At 60.8% G+C, this 18,100-nt stretch carries 15 protein-coding genes and 1 pseudogene; 2 read left to right on the plus strand and 14 right to left on the minus strand.

The genetic code is table 11. The features are described from left to right. Window positions 1–46 precede the first annotated feature (46 nt). From RHM56_RS22925 to RHM56_RS22945, 5 genes and pseudogenes are all read right to left on the minus strand, one after another. Entirely contained in the window at window positions 47–1,978 is a 1,932-nt protein-coding gene (locus tag RHM56_RS22925; RefSeq protein WP_322236339.1) for a cation-translocating P-type ATPase, read from the minus strand. Continuing rightward, window positions 1,975–3,033 (minus strand): protease modulator HflK, encoded by a 1,059-nt coding sequence (locus RHM56_RS22930; RefSeq protein WP_322236341.1) that lies wholly within the window; start codon window positions 3,031–3,033, stop codon window positions 1,975–1,977. The genes RHM56_RS22925 and RHM56_RS22930 overlap by 4 nt, the downstream gene beginning before the upstream one ends. Next, on the minus strand, window positions 3,030–4,049 hold the full coding sequence (locus RHM56_RS22935) for a protease modulator HflC (protein ID WP_322236343.1): 1,020 nt from the start codon (window positions 4,047–4,049) through the stop codon (window positions 3,030–3,032). Before RHM56_RS22935 ends, RHM56_RS22930 begins: the two co-directional genes overlap by 4 nt. A gap of 11 nt (window positions 4,050–4,060) precedes the next feature. Next, a pseudogene (hflK, locus tag RHM56_RS22940) lies at window positions 4,061–5,997 on the minus strand (protease modulator HflK). A 128-nt stretch (window positions 5,998–6,125) separates the two neighbouring features. Further along, window positions 6,126–6,605 carry an Lrp/AsnC family transcriptional regulator gene (locus RHM56_RS22945; protein WP_322241851.1) on the minus strand — a complete coding sequence of 160 codons (480 nt, stop codon included), beginning with the start codon at window positions 6,603–6,605 and terminating at the stop codon, window positions 6,126–6,128. 140 nt (window positions 6,606–6,745) lie between these two features. Between RHM56_RS22945 and RHM56_RS22950 the strand changes: the two genes are divergently transcribed. Next, window positions 6,746–7,372 carry a LysE family translocator gene (locus RHM56_RS22950; RefSeq protein ID WP_322236345.1) on the plus strand — a complete coding sequence of 209 codons (627 nt, stop codon included), beginning with the start codon at window positions 6,746–6,748 and terminating at the stop codon, window positions 7,370–7,372. 9 nt (window positions 7,373–7,381) lie between these two features. On the opposite strand, the gene RHM56_RS22955 is transcribed toward RHM56_RS22950, so the two are convergent. From RHM56_RS22955 to RHM56_RS22990, 8 genes are all read right to left on the minus strand, one after another. Then, window positions 7,382–8,716: a serine hydrolase gene (locus RHM56_RS22955; RefSeq protein ID WP_322236347.1), complete on the minus strand. Its 1,335-nt coding sequence runs from the start codon at window positions 8,714–8,716 to the stop codon at window positions 7,382–7,384. Window positions 8,717–8,876: 160 nt separating this feature from the next. Next, the gene (locus RHM56_RS22960) at window positions 8,877–10,109 is read right to left on the minus strand and encodes an OprD family porin (protein ID WP_322236349.1); all 1,233 of its coding nucleotides are present in this window, start codon (window positions 10,107–10,109) and stop codon (window positions 8,877–8,879) included. A gap of 113 nt (window positions 10,110–10,222) precedes the next feature. Beyond that, entirely contained in the window at window positions 10,223–11,569 is a 1,347-nt protein-coding gene (gene accC / locus RHM56_RS22965) for an acetyl-CoA carboxylase biotin carboxylase subunit (protein WP_322236351.1), read from the minus strand. Window positions 11,570–11,586: 17 nt separating this feature from the next. Continuing rightward, the gene (accB, locus tag RHM56_RS22970; protein ID WP_322236353.1) at window positions 11,587–12,027 is read right to left on the minus strand and encodes an acetyl-CoA carboxylase biotin carboxyl carrier protein; all 441 of its coding nucleotides are present in this window, start codon (window positions 12,025–12,027) and stop codon (window positions 11,587–11,589) included. A 38-nt stretch (window positions 12,028–12,065) separates the two neighbouring features. After that, window positions 12,066–12,827, minus strand: coding sequence for a 5-oxoprolinase subunit PxpA (locus RHM56_RS22975; RefSeq protein WP_322236355.1), 762 nt, complete (start codon window positions 12,825–12,827; stop codon window positions 12,066–12,068). Beyond that, window positions 12,820–13,764 carry a biotin-dependent carboxyltransferase family protein gene (locus RHM56_RS22980; protein WP_322236357.1) on the minus strand — a complete coding sequence of 315 codons (945 nt, stop codon included), beginning with the start codon at window positions 13,762–13,764 and terminating at the stop codon, window positions 12,820–12,822. The genes RHM56_RS22975 and RHM56_RS22980 overlap by 8 nt, the downstream gene beginning before the upstream one ends. Next, the gene (pxpB, locus tag RHM56_RS22985; protein ID WP_322236359.1) at window positions 13,761–14,507 is read right to left on the minus strand and encodes a 5-oxoprolinase subunit PxpB; all 747 of its coding nucleotides are present in this window, start codon (window positions 14,505–14,507) and stop codon (window positions 13,761–13,763) included. The genes RHM56_RS22980 and pxpB overlap by 4 nt, the downstream gene beginning before the upstream one ends. A 30-nt stretch (window positions 14,508–14,537) precedes the next feature. Continuing rightward, window positions 14,538–15,518, minus strand: a complete 981-nt coding sequence (locus RHM56_RS22990) for a threonine/serine dehydratase (protein ID WP_322236361.1) — start codon at window positions 15,516–15,518, stop codon at window positions 14,538–14,540. Window positions 15,519–15,740: 222 nt separating this feature from the next. Here RHM56_RS22990 and RHM56_RS22995 point away from each other — a divergent pair, with 222 nt between their 5' ends. Then, window positions 15,741–16,685 (plus strand): LysR family transcriptional regulator, encoded by a 945-nt coding sequence (locus tag RHM56_RS22995; RefSeq protein ID WP_322236363.1) that lies wholly within the window; start codon window positions 15,741–15,743, stop codon window positions 16,683–16,685. Window positions 16,686–16,759: 74 nt separating this feature from the next. On the opposite strand, the gene RHM56_RS23000 is transcribed toward RHM56_RS22995, so the two are convergent. Then, complete coding sequence (locus RHM56_RS23000) at window positions 16,760–18,097, minus strand: MFS transporter (RefSeq protein ID WP_322236365.1); 1,338 nt, start codon at window positions 18,095–18,097, stop codon at window positions 16,760–16,762. Window positions 18,098–18,100 lie beyond the last annotated feature (3 nt).

The raw sequence follows: 18,100 nt of genomic DNA on the forward strand, positions 1-18,100 counted from the left end.
ACTTTCAGCGCCAGGAGCCGAAAGGCGGAGTCTAGAGCCAATGTGGTCAGCTTTCGGGCTGAGCGTGAGTCACGCTGGCAGGTGCCTCCAGTGGTTCATGAAAACGCAGCAAGCGTCCGGCATTGCCCAGCACCAACAGCGTGCTGAGGTTGTGCAACAACGCGGCAATCATCGCGCCAGCAGCACCCAGCCAACCAAACGCGGCGGCGGCAACAATGGCCAAGGTCCAGCCAAGCCCGATGAACACATTGACCTGCAACGTCTGCCGACACTCGCGGCTCAGTCGCACGCAGGTGCCCAAGCGGCGCAGGTCACTGCCAATCAGCACGATGTCTGAGGAGGCCAATGCAATGTCTGCCCCGCCAGCGCCCATCGCAACGCCAACCACTCCGGCCTTGAGCGCGAGCGAATCGTTGATCCCGTCACCCACGACCATCGGCCTGAAGCCGCTGTCGATTTCGCTCAGTACACGCTTCAATTTGTCTTCTGGCAATGCCTGGGCCTGCACTTCGCTGATGCCCACCACTTGCGCCATATGCTCGGCCACGCTCTGACGGTCACCCGTCAACAAGACCTGACGCCCAAGCCCCAACTCACGCAACTCACTCAACGCCTGTTGGGCTTCTGGCTTGACGCTGTCTGCCAGTAGCAACCAACCGAGGAATTGCCCATCAAGCGAAAGCCCCGCAATCGGACCATCATGTTCCGGCACTGGCGTGGTGGTAATAGTCAATTGGTCGAATAACTCAGGCCGACCCAATGCCGCTTCGCCTTGCTCGGTGCTGGCCACCACCCCCAGTCCCTGACGCTCGCGAACATCGCTCAGCTCAAGCATGTGCGCATGGCTGACCAAACCCGCCAAGGCACGGCTCACCGGGTGACTGCTGGCGGCGCCCAGACTGGCGGCCAGTTGCAACAGCGGCGGGTGATCGGCGTGCTCGGTTTCAATCGCTTGCAGACGCAAGGTGCCGTAAGTCAGGGTTCCGGTTTTATCCACAACCAATGACGTCAGGTCAGCCAGTTCTTCAAGAAACGCCGAACTGCGGATCAAAATCCCGTGGCGCGCAGCCACCGCGATTCCGGCAATGGCCGTGGCCGGTGCCGATAACACTAACGCGCAGGGGCATGCAGCCACCAACACCGCGAGCATGGCTTGGGCATCGTTGGTGATAAACCAGGTCACGGCCGCGATCATCAACACCAGCACCATGTAACCGCCCGCGTAACGCTCCAGCAAACGGGTAATCGGCGGTTTGGCGCGCTCGGCGTTTTGCATCAGAGCGATGACTTTGCCCAGTGTCGACTCCTCACCTGTGCGCGTCACCTCAACCCGCAACAAGCCGTCGAGGTTGATTGCGTCACCAAAAATGGGCATCCCGACACTGACTTCCAGCGGCACCGACTCCCCGGTAATCGACGCCGTGTCGAGGCTCGCTTGCCCCGATAACACCACGCCATCAGCAGGGACCCGATCGCCAGCGCGCACTTCAACCTGGTCGCCAGGGTTGAGCGTGCTGTTGTCGACTTCGCGCAAGCTGCCGTCGGCCTGAAACAAACGCGCTTGGCTGCGGGTCAGTTTGCCCAGTGCATGAATGGCTTCTTGCGAGCCGATCACGCTGCGCTCTTCGAGCACGTGGCCAAAAATCATGATGATCGGCAACAGTGCTGCGGTCAGTAAATCGCCGGTGGCCCATGCGCCCAACATCGCCAGGGCTATCAGTTGGTCGGTGATGCCGTGCAGGCTTGGATAACGCAGGCTGTACCACGCCGACCGCATGACCGGCACCGCCACCAACAGCGAGGCAAACCCCAGCAGTAACTGACTGGTGCCCACTTGCAAGGGCATCCACCAGCGCCATACCAGACCAAGTGCCAATAAACCCAGCGCCAGCATCGCCAGGGTCAGTTGGCGGGCGGCGCTGCGTTGCTCGGCGCTGCTCAGCATGCTGACGGCGGGTTGCGTTGCAGACGTACTCATTGTTCGGCTCCCTGAATAATCAGGCGGGAATCATCTTTAGGGTCAACGGTGGTGACAGAACCGGCCTGCCCCAAAATTTTCGGCAGGCGTTCCCGATACAAACGCAGCAACAAACCGGGGTCATTGCCTGCCTGTTGCACCTTGGCCAGGTTGACGATGCCTGCTGTGTCCGACTGAGCTTGGGCCAAACGTTCACTGGCTTGAGCGTGCGCTTGTTCCACACTGCGGTCGGCTTCCTGGGTCGCCGCCTGAGTCACTTTGGCCGCGTCGTTGCGTGCATTGGCCACCGCTTTTTCGGCTTGCTGGCTGGCGGTGAGCACGGCGTTGAACGCATTCACTGCCGGGCCCGGCAAACTCGATTGCACGTCAACCCGCACCACTTCCAAACCCAAGCCCTGCCCCGTGGCGCTCAATGCCGCCAATTGCTGATTGATGCCTTGCACCAAATCACCGCGCAACCGCTCGCGGCGTTCGGCCGCCTGTTTGTCGCTGCCAATCAACTCAGGACGCGCCACCAGAATGGTGTCCAAATCCCGGGCCGCGGTCAGCGCCACTGCGCTGCGCGTGACCACCCGATCCAGCGCGGGCAACACATGTTCGCCTTGCAGCACGAAGGCATAAGGGTCGGTGACGTTGTAAAACACCCGCACATCCAATTGCACAACGCCCGCATCGCCGGTCAGCAAATACCCGGAGCCCGCCAGCGCATCGTTGATCGGCGTGGCAAAGGTTGCCACCCGATCAGCCTGCAAGGCGCTGTCCGAACGCAGCAGGTTTTCAATCCGCCGCTCGCTCACACGGTCGGCGGCAGGCACGATCACCACTTGTTCAAAAGGCTGCGGCCAGGCCCATAGCAAACCGGCATTGTGGATGCGATCCAGGGCGCCAAAGCGCAACACCACGGCACGGTTTTGCGGGTCGATCTGCCGCACATTGGAAACACCCCACGCCACAGCGGCAAAAACCGTCACCGCATATAGCCCCAAAAACGCTAAGCGCCCCGCTTGTTGCCACGGGCTGCTGACACCTGGGGTGTCTTCAGAGTCGAGGTTCATGGACGCGCTCCAGCCTTGCTGTCCAATGACGGCGGTCCGTCGACCAGAACCCGGAACGGTGCTGCATCCGTGCGCAAAATAATTTTGGTGCCCGGATTAACCATCGTCCCCAATGTATCGAGCGAGCGCAGCAGGTTGTACAGCTCTGGCGAACTGGCGTATGCCTGCCCATAAATCTGCGCCGCTTCGACCCGCGACTGAGCCTCGATGTCGGCCGCTTTAACGCTGGCATCAGCTTGCAGAATGCGCGCATCGCGCTCGGCCGCCGAACGAATCTGCGCCGCTTCACGCTTGCCCACAGCCGTGCGTTCCGTGGCGATGGTTTCACGCTCGGCGCGCATGCGATCGACCGTGGCGGTGAGCGTGACCGACGGCAGTGTGAGGCGCTCAATGCCCACTTGCAGCACGCGCACGCCATAGGTACTGAGCAATTGCTGTTCGAGTTGTTGACGCAGTTGCGCTTCAAAATCGGCAATTTTGACTTGGCTGGCATCGGTGTTCACCAGGCTCGACAGGTCAAAACTGGCCGCTGTGGTTTCCAGCGCTGAGCCGACAAAGGTGCGGATCTGTCGCGCGGCTTCATCAGGCTGGTTCTGCACGGCGCGCATAAAACGTTGCACGTTTTCGGCATCGCCCTGCACCTGCCAAGCCACGTAGGCCTGCACAATAATGCGCAGCCCGTCGCGTGTGCCTACATCTTGCAGACCGCTTGAGGTGGTGCGCAGGCGCAAGTCCACCGGCACGCTGACTTCAAATGGCGCAGGCCAGCGCCAGCCCAGACCGGGCTCCAGCAGCACGCGGGCCGGGTTGCCAAAACGAGTGATGACGGTAGCTTCGCCCGAGCGGACCTGCACCAGACTGGCCGCGGCCACCGCGAACAGTACCAACAAGGCGGCCCAGCCCATGCGCCGCCACGGAAATGGGCTCGGCTCATGCTCATCACCATGATGGTGACCGTGATGCGCGTGGCCGTGGTGATGGCCGCCGTGCGCGTGATGATCGTGTGAGTTGCTCAAAACAAGACTCCTTACTGAACAGCTTTACGCGGCGCGACAGGATCGGCCGGCAGCGTGAAAGAACGCAGATCGAGGGTCGGCGCGTTGCTGCCCCCAAGGCGGTGGTCGAGGATCAACAGTTTGGCGTTGTTCATGCCTTGGCTGAGCTGAGTTAAATACTGCTCCAGCACAAAGGCGTGACCGGCCTGGGCATAGGCTTTTTGTTCGGCGCCAAAACGCAGGTCGGAGGTCTGCGCTGTCGCGTTCACTTCACGCGCCACCGCGCTGGCCTGGTCCAAGGCAATGCTGGCTTGCAATTGAGCAACGTTCGCCTGTTCGCTGGCCGCGCCGCGCTCACGTGCGATCAATGCCTGCGCGCTGATTTGCGCGGCTTGCACTGCGTGATAAGCGTTCGCCGCACCGGCTGGCGGATGGATGGCCTCGACCACGGTGGCGAGAATTTCGACCCCGCTGTCCAGACCGTCCAGATCTGCCTGCACGGCCTGCCCGATGTCATCGGCCAGCGCCGTACGCTGTTCGCCCAACAGGCCATCCAACGTACGAGACGCAAAGTCATGCACCAGAATGCACTTGCGGTACTGCGGATCAGCGTCGGCACATCGGCACTGTGATAGGTCGCAGCAATCGCGGCTTGGTCGCTCAGGCCTATGCGGTACACAAAGCGCACGTCCATGTTGACGATCTGAAAGCCCTGCTTGTCGCCAATGCCGCTGGCAATGACCTGGGATTTGTCATTCACATGAGTGGCGTCCCACAACCGGTTGGCGGTCAGCGGCGGCAGGCCATCAGCAGATGCCAGCACCGGGTCAGCAGCCGATTCCGTGCTGGTGGCCAGCTCGTGCACCACGCCGTTTTCGACAGGCAGCACCCGGCCCAATGGCCACGGCAAGCCTGCGTGCAAACCCGGGCCGAGGACGTCAACCGGCTTGCCAAAACGCTCGTAAATACCACGGCCTTGCAGCGGGACTTCATTCACGCCGCTCAATATCCAACCCACAGCCGCGATCACTGCCAGCACCGGGAGGAACGCTTTGCGCATGTAACTGAACGCCCAGATTTGTCGCAGGTCGATGCCAAATCGGTTGTGCAATTCGTGTTGCAGCGCCAGCAACGGTTGCGGCGGCCAGCGCAACATCCCCGCGACAAAACTCTGCGCAATCATGCGCGGTTCAAGCCTGTCGCGCCGAGGGCTGAACACCGCTGCCACTGCCCGCAGGATTAACTCAATCGCCACGGCTGCTGGCAACACGCCCGTCAGCACTGCAAGACGGGCAGGCCATACAGAATCGTCGCTGCTAAACAGCAGGCATAGCGCGCTCAGCAGAAACGTGACGATCGGCACCCGCACCAGCGGCGCCAGCAACCGGGCTTCTGGCCATCTAGCGTCGGGTTGTTGCGCCAGATAACGCTCAAACACCAACAGCGCGAACGCCAGTAACACGGCGACCCCAGCCGCAATGCGGCCCCATGTACCCAAGGCCGCGCCGGGTAAAGACAGGTTCCAATTGTGCTGCACGCACCACACGGCCAGGCCGCCGACACCCGCAAGCCACAAGGCTGGAGCGCCGATATTGCTCAGCAACCGATACGACTCGGTGCTCAGCTTTCGGCACAAGCGTTCGTACGCACTTAAAGGCGCAGTGGGTTGCGCCTCGATGATCACAGCGGCTTGCGGGTTTAACGCCGCCTTGCGCCAACTGGCCACCCAGAAAGCCGATTGCGCGCCCGCCGCCAGCACCAACAACGCCGCCGCAGTGTTATCAAGCAACGCGGGCCACAGCGAATCGGAGGCAAACAAACCGATAAAAAACGCCACGGTCCACGCCATGATGGCGAGGGCGGCGAGTACAACGCCTAACTGGAAAAGTTGCCGGGCCTGAACGGAGGCGCTTTGAAAGCGAGACAAAGACTCAAGGCCACCCTCCTCGGCATCTAAATCGACACGCATGGAAGCTCCACTGTTTGAAATATATAGTTACGATATAACAAATAATGTGAAACTTCTGCGAGCCGCCCGCGATCTTCATCTTGGCGCGTGAAGAGCGCCAGACACCGTAACGCCTAGCCATCGGGCCATTAGATCGAGGTCGGTAAATGGTTGAGCGGAAGCACCGTTGGCGCCTTCACGGTCTGGATCGCAAAATTGCTGCGAATGTCACTGACGCCAGGCAACTTGAGCAGCACCCCCGTCAAAAAGCGTTCATACCCGCGCAAATCCGGAACCACAACCTGCAGCAAGAAATCAGATTCGCCGGACACCAAAAACGCTGAGATCACTTCTGGCAGCGCCGTCACGGCTAACCGGAACGCTTCGGCCTCAGCTTCGTGATGGCGCTCAACCTTGATCCCGATAAAAACGGTCAGGCCCAACCCGACTTCATCGCGATCCAGATTGGCTTGATACCCGCGAATCACACCCGCCTCTTCCAGCAACCGAACCCGGCGCAAACACGGCGATGCCGAGAGCCCAATTTCGTTGGCCAACTCGACATTGCTCAAGCGTCCATCACGCTGCAAAGCGTCGAGAATGCGGCGATCAAAAGCGTCTAATTTTATTTTTGGCATATTTGAATTCTTTTGATTAATCAAAACGTGGTTTCTGCCAAGACTAGCCGTTCTTGAAGCAGATTACGCAACCACCTGCTTGAGCCTTCCCCCCTAAAATCGTGGCTCACGTGCTAACGAGATGAATCGCCATGTTGATGTTTCTGATTGCGCTGGCTGTTATTTATTTACTGCCCGGACCGGACATGATTTTGCTGCTGCAAACCGGAGCCCGACATGGACGCGCTTTAGCCCTCAGCACTGCCTTGGGTCTGGGCATTGCCCGGGCATGTCATGTGCTTTTGGCGGCCGTGGGATTGGCGACATTGTTCAAAACAGCCCCTTGGACCTTTGATGGTGTGCGTTTGCTCGGCGCCGCTTATTTGTTGTGGCTGGGCGTGCGTATGCTTAAACCCGGAATGCTGACCACGTTGCAGTTATCCACAGGCCCGACGCTTGAACCCGCACTCACCTGGACCAGCGCGCTGCGTCGCGGCGTGTTAACCAATTTGCTTAACCCCAAAGCGTTGTTGTTTTGCTCGGTATTGCTGCCGCAATTTATCAACAGCCAGGCAGGCGCCGTGGGTGCGCAGTTTTTGGGGTTGGGGGTGGTGTTGGTGGCCGTGGGCCTGATGTTCGACAGCCTTTACGCAGTGACCGGGGCCTGGCTGGGCCAGTGGCTTAACAGCAGCCCCCGTGCACAACGTGTACAGCAATGGTTATTTGGCAGCCTGCTGATTGGTTTCGCCTTGCGTCTGGCGTTCGTTCAACAGGCCTGACCGTTGGCGTTATTCGGGGTGCGCGATCAACTGTTTGGCCAAGGCCTCAAATGCCGGGATGGTGACCGGGTCGTTCGCCGAGTTGCTGGCAATCGGATTGGATGCATAGCGCACGATGACCATCTCGGCTTTAGGGTCGATGTAGGTACGCTGGCCGTAAACACCCCGCGCCATGAATGCGCCATCCGCGTTGTGCATCACCCACCACATATCGCGATAACTGCCGCCTTTGAGCAGGTCGTAACCGGCCTTGGCAAACGCAGCTTTATCGCCGCCAGCACGAATATCATCGACCACCGCTTTGGGCACAATTTGCTCGCCAAGGTACTGACCGTTGTTGCGGATCATCTCGCCAAACCGCGCCATGTCCCGCAGCCCGGTGTTCAACCCGCCGCCTGCGAACGGCGTGCCGATGGAGTCGACGCTGAAGTACGCATCCTGCTCAGTGCCGAGGCGCTGCCAGATTCTTTCCGACAACAGCTGCGCCACATTCTTGCCGGTTACCCGCGCAATCACCCAGCCCAGCACATCGGTGTTCACCGTTTTATAAGCGAAAGCCTGACCATGCTCACCCTCGGGCTGAACGGTCTGTAAATATTCCATGTAACTTTGCGGCCCGGTGTAGTCCTTGGGTTTCGGCAGTGGATTACCCGCCTGCGCATGCTTCCAGACTTCCGCGTTGGGGTCGGCATAATCTTCGCTGTATTTGAGCCCGGTGGTCATGTCCAGCACTTGGCGCAGGGTTGCACTGCCAAACGCAGACTTGGCTAGTTCAGGCACATAATCGGCCACTTTTCGAGTGGCATCCAAGGTGCCATCCGCCACCAGCATCGCGCCCAGGGTGCCCACCACCGATTTGGTCATCGACATGGCGGCGTGCTGGCCTTCGGGGGTCAACACGCCAAAATAGCGCTCATAAATAATTTTCCCGCGGTGCAGCACGACAATGCCGTCGGTGTAGTTGGCCGCCAGAGAGTGTTCCCACGTCATCGGTTGGCTGGCGCCCAGCGGTATAAAGGTCAGGGCGTCAATATCTGAGCGCAAGGCGCGCGCCAGCGGTACCGGAGCACCGAGCCCGCGGGACACATTGGTGGTGGGCATCAATTGGCGGAAGTTCGAAACACTCCAGCGCATGGCCGGAAATTGAAAATAACTGCCATCGGCAAAACGTACGATTCGATCCGGTGGCGGTGGCGCGCCGACCATCCAGCCCATCGTCTTGGGATCACTGGCAGCGGCATCGGGGTACGTGGTTTTATCGGCAGCACATGCGATGGAAGCCGCCAGGCAAGTCAGTAAAAAAAACGCGCCGGTGCGGGCGGGTTTGAGAAATTGCTTGATCATCGAAAATTCCTTTTCAGTTCATGGCCGTGTCCTACCTTGCGGGATAAACAATAGCTACACCACCGCTCTTGTGTGAAAGATTGGTTTTATAGCCTGTGTTCACGTGGGTGTTTCACCCCGCAGGAGCACGGTTTGCCCGCGCTCCTGCACAGTGTCCCGGTTACCAGAGTGGCAAGTTGTAGGTCAGGACGATGCGGTTCTCGTCAAGGTCGTTGCCGAACGTCGAACGAATGGTAGCGTTGCGCCATTTCATGCCGAAGTTTTTCAGCGGTCCGCTCTGAATCACGTAGGCAATGTCAGTGTTTCGCTCCCATTCCTTACCATTGCTCGTGGCGGTTGTGTGCACCTCATCACCGTGTACGTAACGCGTCATAAAGCTCAACCCCGGCACGCCCACGGCAGCAAAGTCGAAATCGTAACGGGCCTGCCAGGACTTTTCATTGATGTTGCCGAAGTCATTCACCATCACGAAGTTGACCAGGTAAGGGTCGGCGCGGTTGATGTAGGGGAACGGATCACTGCCCGTCATTTTCTGATAGCCCGCTCCAAACGAGTGGCCCCCCACCGTGTAGGTAGTCATAAGGCCCAGGGACTTGTTGTCCAGGGACTGAAAGTTGCCGTCTTCACGGCTGACCGCGTAGCGCAGATCGGTCTTGAGCCGCTGCCCCTCTCCCAGCGGCAACACATAGAGGCCACCGAAATAATCCTGTTGATAAATCCCGTCCAACTGGCCGCGACGGTAGCTGGCAGTCAACGTCGGCAACACGGTGTAATCAAAACCGCCGAAACGGAATCGGTCGCTGGTGCCGCCAATACGACTGGCGCTCAGGTCTTGATAATCCGTGGATTCGTTGTAATTAAGTTTGCTGAGTTCGCCGTAGTTGAAGTTCCAGTCGGGTATTTCTTTGACCGTTAATAACGCACCGCGAAACGTACTGAGCAGTAATCGCGCATCTCCGGTATTAACCACCGGGTCTTTAACGGTGAAGTCGCCCACTTTCAATACGCTGTTGGATATTTTAACTTTCGCCGCCACGGCCAACTTGCTGTAGCTGTCGTGGGAGCCTCCGTCACTGTGAGGCAACAGCAAGTTAGTGCCGCCCGTGCCGCCCCCGGAATCAAGTTTCAACCCCAGCATGCCCACGGCATCCAGGCCAAACCCCACGGTGCCTTCGGTGTAGCCGGATTCAAGGCGTAATAAAAAACCCTGGGCCCATTCTTCAGCCTTGTCCCGGGAATCGCTCTGGCGAAAGTCGCGGTTGAAATAATAATTTCGCATTTCCAGGCTGGCATTACTGTCGGCAATAAAGTCGGCCTGGGCCAAAGGCGACAACAGTAAGCCCGCACCGATCAACGCCAGTTTATTAGCGTCCAGAGTTGTTGAATTACGCATGCAGCGATGCTCCATATCGTTCTAGGAAGGATGAGAGGGCAGGAGCAAAAAGGTGGAAGTTGGCACTTATTGTTATTTGACGGGCGCCTCGAAGACGCCCGTTAACAGCGGGATCAGCGCACCGCGCCGAGCTTTTTTTCAAGGTAGTGAATATTCACGCCACCGCTGCAGAACCCTTCGTCGCGGGTCAGTTCGCGGTGCAGCAAGATATTGGTCTTGATCCCGTCGACCACGATTTCATCCAGCGCATTGCGCATGCGCGCCATGGCCTCGTCGCGGGTCGCCCCCCAGGTAATCAACTTGCCGATCAGGGAGTCGTAGTTGGACGGAACCGTGTAGCCGCTGTACAGGTGCGAATCCACGCGAACGCCATTCCCCCCCGGGATATGAAAATGCTTCACCGTGCCCGGGCTTGGGACGAAGGTCTTCGGGTCTTCGGCGTTGATCCGGCATTCCAGCGCATGCCCCCGAATCACCACATCCTCTTGGCTGAACGACAGCGGGTTGCCCGCCGCAATGCTGAGCATCTCTTTGACGATGTCGATGCCGGTGACCATTTCGGATACCGGGTGCTCGACCTGCACGCGGGTGTTCATCTCGATGAAGTAGAAACGACCGTCCTCGTAGAGAAATTCGAACGTGCCCGCACCGCGATAACCGATATCGACGCACGCCTGCACGCAACGCTGAAACACCTGCTGGCGGGCGTTTTCGTCGATGCCTGGGGCCGGGGCTTCTTCAAGGACTTTTTGATGGCGACGCTGCAATGAGCAATCGCGGTCGCCCAGGTGGATCGCATTGCCTTGGCCGTCGGACAGCACCTGCACTTCCACGTGACGCGGGTTAGTCAGGTATTTTTCCAGGTAGACCATTGGGTTGCTGAACCAGGCGCCAGCTTCTTCGCGAGTTTGCCTGGCGGCTTCGATCAAATCTTGTTCGCGGTTGACCACGCGCATGCCGCGACCGCCTCCCCCGCCAGCGGCTTTGATGATCACCGGGTAACCGACTTCGCGGCCGATGCGCAGGGCGGTCTCGGGGTCTTCCGGCAACGGGCCGTCAGAGCCTGGAACGGTCGGCACGCCCGCCACGATCATGGCGTGCTTGGCCGAGACCTTGTCGCCCACCAGGCGAATGGTCTCGGCCTTCGGCCCGATAAAAGCAAAGCCGGATTTTTCGACCTGCTCGGCGAAATCGGCGTTCTCGGCCAAAAAACCGTACCCCGGGTGGATCGCCGTGGCGCCGGTTGCTTCAGCGGCGGCGATAAGGGCCGGAACGTGTAAATAGGATTTTGCGGCAGGCGGCGGGCCAATACACACCGACTCATCGGCCAGGCCCACATGCATCAAATCGCGGTCGGCGGTGGAGTACACCGCGACGGTCTTGATGCCCAGCTCCTTGCACGCCCGCAGGATGCGCAACGCAATTTCGCCACGGTTGGCGATCAGGACTTTTTCCAGCATCGCAAAGGCTCCGTGCTTCAAACGAGGGTAAACAGCGGTTGATCGAACTCAACTGGCTGGCCGTCTTCCACCAGGATGGATTCGATCGTGCCGCTGGTTTCGGCTTCGATGTGGTTCATCATTTTCATGGCTTCGACGATGCACAGGATGTCGCCCTTCTTCACGTGCTGGCCGATCTCGGCGAATGCAGGCGAGCTGGGTGAAGCCTGGCGGTAAAACGTGCCGACCATGGGCGAGCGCACAACGGTGCCGTTCAGTCGCGGAGCGCCCGGCGCTTCATTGACCGCTGGTGCTGACGGTTCGGCAGCGGGTGCTGGCGCCGCCATGTACACGGGTGCAGTTGGCGCCTTGCTGTGACGGCTGATGCGGATGGACGACTCGCCTTCCTTGATTTCCAGTTCGTCGACGCCAGAGGCTTCCAGCAGTTCGATCAGGCTTTTGACTTTGCGGATTTCCATTGCAATGAGTTCACTCGGTAAATAGCGAAAAAATTCTGTCAGGGCCGGGGGCGACGAATAGTCACACCTTCGCGTTCCAGGGCCTCGCGAATGGCGCGGGCGAAACCGGCTGCGCCGGGCTGGTCACCGTGTATGCACAAGGTGCCGGGGGTGACCGGCACACGGGTGCCCTGCATCGACACGGCATAGCCCTCGCACACCATGCTCAGCACTTGCTCAATGGCCGGGCCGATGTCGGTGATCATGGCGCCGGGCTGGCTGCGCGGGGTGAGCGTGCCGTCCTGCTGGTAGGTGCGATCGGCGAACACTTCGTGGGCCACCGCCAGACCAAGCCCTTGCGCGGCATCGGTCAGGGCACTGTTGGCCAGGCCGAACAGCACAAGGGCCGGGTCGATGTCCTTGACCGCCTGACAAATCGCGTCGGCCAGCCGTTTGTTCGTGGCGGCCATGTTGTACAACGCGCCATGGGCCTTAACGTGATGCAGGGCAACCCCCGCAGCAGCGGTAAAGCCCTTGAGGGCGCCGACCTGATACAACACGAATTCGTAGGCCTCGTCCGGTGTAATCGCCATGACACGCCGGCCAAAGCCTTGCAGGTCCGGCAGGCCGGGATGCGCGCCGACGGCCACGCCCAACTCGGCGGCCAGGGCCACGGTCTTGCGCATGGTGTGGGCATCCCCTGCGTGAAAGCCGCAGGCCACATTGGCCGAGGTGATGAACGGCAGCACCGCCTCATCGTTGCCCAGGTGATACAGGCCGAAGCTTTCACCCAGGTCGCTGTTAAAGTCGAGTTCAGGCATGCAGGGCCTCCAACTGTTGAATGAGACGGGCGCGGCGCACGGCCAGGGCCTGGGCAGCGGCCAGTTCGATGAGTTCGAAACGCACCTCTTCGCCGGGCAGGCGCTGCGCCAGCAACGGCAGGTCGACGCTCGCCACGTGGGCGATTTTCGGATAGCCGCCGGTGGTTTGCCGATCAGCCATCAGCACGATGGGCTGGCCGTTGGGCGGAACCTGCAAGGTGCCGAAGGTGACGGTTTCAGACAGTAATTCTAGCGCCGCATCGAGTTTCAGTTCGGCCCCCGTGAGGCGGTAGCCCATGCGTTCGGAATCATTGCTGATGCGGTACGGCTGCTCGACCAGCGCCTGCTGTGCCTCGGCGCTGAAGAAGCGCCACTCGCGCCCGGGGATCACCCGGATGCGCCGTTCGCTGGCGCTGGCAGGGTCTGCCTGCAACTCCGTCGGCAGCAGCACGCGGGGCACATTGCGAAAACTGGAGCGAATGGCCAGGGTGTCACCGGCCTTCAGCTCGCGGCCCTCGACGCCGCCAAACCCGCCACGACGAAACGTGCTGGTGCTGCCCAGCACGTCCGCCAGCAGGTAACCACCATGCACCGCGATGTAAGCGCGGGCGCCGTGAATACGCTTGCCGAAGGTCAGCAGCGAACCCGCCGCGACCTTGACTGCCTGGCCGGGCGCTAACGACACGCCATTGATCTCGGCCCCCAGGTCGGCACCGCCGATGGCCAGTAGGCAACCGCTGTCGATCCGCAGGGTCGGGCCCTGCAGGGTGACTTCAAGGGTGGCGGTGGCGGTCGGATTGCCCACCAGCAGGTTTGCCACCCCATGGGCCAGGGCATCCATAGGGCCGTTGACCGGCACGCCCAGGTGTTGATACCCCAAGCGGCCCGCGTCCTGCATCGTGGTGCACAGACCGGGCCTGATCACTTGAATGCTCATGGGTAAGCCTCCGCGCTCATGGCATCGAATGTCGCTGCATCGATTGAAACGAAGCGCACCTTGTCGCCACTTTGCAGCACGCAGGGCGACGGGTTTTCGCTGTTGAACATGCGCCAGGGCGTACGTCCGATCAGGCTCCAGCCACCGGGAGAATCCACCGGGTAAATCACCGTCTGGCGGTTGGCCAGGCCGATACTGCCGCGCGGTACCAGGGTGCGCGGCGAGCTGCGCCGGGGCGGGCTCAAGTCCGCGTCGAGGATGCCTATGTAGGGGTGGCCCGGGGCGAAACCGACCATCAGTACATCCAGCCAGTCACCGCTGTGGCGCGCTATCAGGGCCTCGGCGGACATGCCGCAGGTAGCGGCAACTTCGTGCAGGTCCGGGCCATGTTCGCCGCCGTAGCACACCGGAATTTCGATGCGCCGGGGCTCGCCCGCGCTGCCCACCGACTGACCCGCCAACAGCGCAGTGACTCGCGCCAGCAAAGCCTCGAAGGGTGACGTCTGCCCTGCGGGCACATCGATCCATTCAGGACGGTAGTGCACACCCACAGTGACCATCCCCGGCACGATATCGGTGATGCCCGTCAGCGCCCCGCGTTGCCAGGCCAGATTCAAGAGAGCCGCTGCCGATGCCGCTTGCCGATTGGCATCGCGGCTCAGGACCGAGGCAAATTCCAGCACCAGGCAACTGTCGCCCGAGGGCGCCGCGTGCCAGCGCAACGTTGAGGTGTGATCACTCATGGCTTCCGTTCGCATCCAGGACAAAAAAGGTCAGTGCTGCTGTTGCAAGTAGCGGGCAAAATCCAGCGGGTCGACATTACCGCCCGACAACACCAGCGCAGCGGTTCGCCCCTCAAGCCTGACCTTACCCGCCAACAGGGCGGCGAGGGCCACGGCGCCGCCAGGCTCGACCACCAGTTTGAGATGCTCGAAGGCAAAGGCCATGGCCTGCCGCGCATCGGCGTCAGACACGCTCAGCGCGCCTGCAAGTAGCTGGCGGTTGACCGCGAAGGTCAACTCGCCCGGGGTCGGGCTCAGCAGTGCATCACAGATCGAGCGGGCGTGCGGCGAGTTTTCGACCCGCTCGCCCAGGGCCAGAGAGCGTGCTGTGTCATCAAACTCCAAAGGCTCGACTGCGTAAATTTCAACGCTCGGGTGGTACGCTTTGACCGCCGTACCCACGCCAGCAATCAGGCCACCGCCGCCGCACGGGGTCAGCAGCAGGTCGAGGGATGCGTCAGTTTGCTGGGTGATTTCCAGACCGGCGGTGCCCTGCCCGGCCATGATCAACGGGTCATCGAACGGCTTTACCGTAATGGCCCCGGATTCACTCGCCAATTGCGCGGCGATGGCCTCGCGGTCGTCTTTATAACGGTCATACAGCACCACGCGGGCGCCATATTCCCGTGTGCGCAGGATTTTGATCTGCGGTGCGTCAGCGGGCATAACGATAGTGGCTTGCACCCCGAGCATCCGGGCGGCGCAGGCCACGCCCTGGGCATGGTTGCCGGATGAGAAGGCCAGAACGCCGCGCTGGCGCTCCTGGCTGTCGAGGCTCAGCAGCTTGTTGAAAGCCCCACGAAACTTGAACGAGCCGGTGCGTTGCAACACCTCGGCCTTGATCAGCACACGTCCGCCGCACAGCGCGTTGAGCGCGTCGCACTCCAGCAATGGCGTGCGCACAGCGTGGCCTTCAAGACGTTCGGCGGCCTGTTGAATATCACTGAGCGAAATCGGTAACGGCAGGGTCATCGTGCAGCTCCTGAATAAGGCGAGCGTCGGGGCCGGGCATGCGTTCCCCATTGCCACTCGCGATTGCTCGATTGCAAACAGGCTTCAATAGTTGAATAGTCTGTGCCGGGTGTCTATCTAAGAATGATCGCGGCATCTGTTCAATTAAACTGAACACCTCATGCCCACCGGGTGTGCAACACCGTGCAATTGCAGGGCTTCCTGCACCAGACTGAGGCAATTATGAACACTCGATTCGTTGAGACTTTCGTCCTGCTGGCCCGTGTCGGCAGTGTGCGTCAAGTCGCCAAACAGATGCACTCCACACCGGGAGCCATCTCCATGCGGGTGCGCAAACTGGAGGCTGAACTGGGCACGGTGCTGTTCAATTGGGACCACAGAACCCTGCAAATCACCGAAGAAGGCACCCGCTTGCTGCCTTACGCCGAGCGCCTGATCGAAGCCACCCAAGCCTTCGAGCGCACGGCCAGCGTGCCCGGCACTGAGCAGGGTCGGATCCGCATCGGGGTAATCGAAACGGTGGTGCATACCTTCCTGCCGGAATTCATGAAGGCCATGAACCGGGCGATGCCGGGCGTCATCATCGACCTGACGGTGGAACTCAGTTCCAACCTCAAGGAGCAGTTGATGCGTCGGGAAGTGGACCTGCTAATCCGCGTGATCGGCGATGAAGGCGACAACCCGTTTGCGGTGACCCGCACCCTCGCCGACCTGCCCATTCATTGGGTCGCCAGGCCCCGTGCGGTACCGGCCCGGGACATGGTGCGCAAGGTGCTGGGCAAACAGTTGCTGACCCAGATGCGAGGCTCGGCGCCTTACGAGGCGGCAGTGGCCATCGCCCACCAATTGGCGGCCGAACACGGGGTGTTGGCGAGTGAGTTGCGCATCTCCGGCTCGCCTTCGCTGGCGGCGTTGGTGTCGCTGGTACGTGAAGGCGTGGGGGTGGCAATCATGCCGGGGGTGCTGGTCAGGGACAGCCTGGAGCGGGGCGAATTGCAGGAGCTGCCGCTACCGGCCCCGCCCTCGTTCCAGATCGCCACGTCGCATATGAAGAACGCCTCATCGGTGGTCTCGGAGGCGGCCGATATTGCCCACAAGGTGTGCCGCGCTTATTGCAAGCGCCAGGGCGAGCACTGGATCACCAGCCCGGGTCAACCGAGTGCATGACCCACGTGGCAACGCCTCCCTTCAGGCTCCCGTCGCGGGGGCAAAAAGGGAGGCTGTTCATCTTTACTGAACACTCAACGCTTGAGGCTGCCCTTGGCGGTCTCCTTGAGCATCATCAGTGAAATCAGGCTGCACAGGGCTGCCCCGGCCATAAAGAAGCCCGGTACGAGCAGGTTGCCGGTCTTGCCGATGATCGCCGTCACGATGTACGGCGTGATCCCGCCCCCCAGGATGGCGCCCAGATTGATGCTGATGGCCATCGCCGTGTAGCGGATGCGCGTGGGGAATTGCTCGGCGTAGGTCGGATAGCCCACCGACTGAATGATCGGCATCGGCAGGGTCGCGACAAACATCGCCAGCGCCGCGATCCACAGGCTGCCGTTGTTCATCAGCATCATCATCGGAATCACCAGCACCGTGTAGCCGACAAACCCGATGGCCAGCGCCTTGCGCCGCCCGATGCGGTCAGACAAACCACCCCACAGGGGCATCATCGCCGCCATGGCCACGCTGATGCAGGCGATGACCCAATACACCTTGGACTTCTCGAACCCCAGGTAGGTGGTCAGGTAGATGTTCATGAACACCAGCCCGATCCAGTAACCGGCATTCTGGCCGAAGGTCAGCACCACCACCCGCAACACGGCTGGCAAATGGTTGGAGAGCACTTCGCGCACAGGCGCAGCCGGTGGTTTTTCCTTGCTGGCAAACGCCTTGAACTCCGGAGTTTCCTCAACGTTATGGCGTATCAGGCAGGAGAAAATCACCAGTGGGATGGCCAGGAAAAACGGAATTCTCCAGCCCCAGTCCTGCAATTGTTCAGCACTCAACAGCCCGGTGGTGATGCCACATACCGTGGCGGCCGTCGCGCCGCCCAGGGCCACGCCCACGGGAGTAAAGGCACCGAAGAAGCCCCGTCGGCCATTGGGTGAGGACTCGGCCACAAAGGCGGCGGCGCCAATGATTTCGGCACCGGCGAAAAAGCCCTGCACCAGACGAATCAGCACCAGCAGGATAGGCGCCAGAATGCCCGCCTGGGCCGCCGTGGGCAGCGCTCCGATCAACGCGGTGGCCACGCCCATGCCGATAACGGTGGTCAGCAACACGGTGCGACGGCCGATGCGGTCGCCCAGACGACCCAGCACCACACCGCCCAGCGGGCGAATCAGAAAGGCACTGCCAAACACGGCCAGTACCGACAGCAACGCCGCGGTGGGGTTATCACCGGGGAAAAACAACGGGGCGATCACAGTCGCCATATAGCCATAGACACCGAACTCGTAATACTCGACAGCCGTACCGGTTGCAGAGGCAAACGCCGCGCGACGGGCAATGGCCGAGGCATCATTTGCGGTGGGTTCAACAGTGGCCGTTGACGGCGCATGGAGGGGTTCAGCGAGCACGCGAGACATAAA

The sequence above is a fragment of the Pseudomonas sp. CCC3.1 genome, assembly GCF_034347405.1.
GTDB lineage: Bacteria > Pseudomonadota > Gammaproteobacteria > Pseudomonadales > Pseudomonadaceae > Aquipseudomonas.